The following is a 393-nucleotide window of genomic DNA, read 5'->3' as shown; positions in this document are numbered from 1 at the left end:
GGTGATTACGGGTATCATTGGTGGTCAGGCAGTGGGCGCGGCGCTGAAGCAAGCGGCGCTGGGTCAGCTTCCCAAAATCCTGGGCGGTGCCATCGGTGGCGTCGGCGGCGCGGCGATCCTCGGCAGCCTGCTCGGCGGTGGCACGATCGATCCGGCGGCGGCTGCCGCGGCGGCAGGCGGATTGGGCAGCGCGTTGAACATTCCAAACATCGTTGGCGGCGCGGGCGGCGGCGCCATCCTGACCGGCATCATCGGCGCGGTCCTGAATGCGATGAAGAAATAGGCCTGCCAGGTTCGGGCTTTTCGCATGGGCGGCTTCGGCCGCCCATTTGTTTTCGGCTCATCGAGATCGTCACTGCCGGTGGACGCCGTTCGCATGTGTCTCTACATCGG

At 66.2% G+C, this 393-nt stretch carries 1 protein-coding gene; it reads left to right on the top strand.

Annotated elements, in window-relative coordinates; genetic code table 11:
- Nucleotide 1 precedes the first annotated feature (1 nt).
- Nucleotides 2-283 (top strand): hypothetical protein, encoded by a 282-nt coding sequence (locus EOA29_RS40760; protein ID WP_127222622.1) that lies wholly within the window; start codon nt 2-4, stop codon nt 281-283.
- Nucleotides 284-393: the final 110 nt, after the last annotated feature.

The organism is Mesorhizobium sp. M1E.F.Ca.ET.063.01.1.1, assembly GCF_003998155.1.
Taxonomy (GTDB): domain Bacteria; phylum Pseudomonadota; class Alphaproteobacteria; order Rhizobiales; family Rhizobiaceae; genus Mesorhizobium.
Note: the sequence above shows the minus strand (reverse complement) of the source record. Positions and strands in the feature narration are given on the sequence as shown.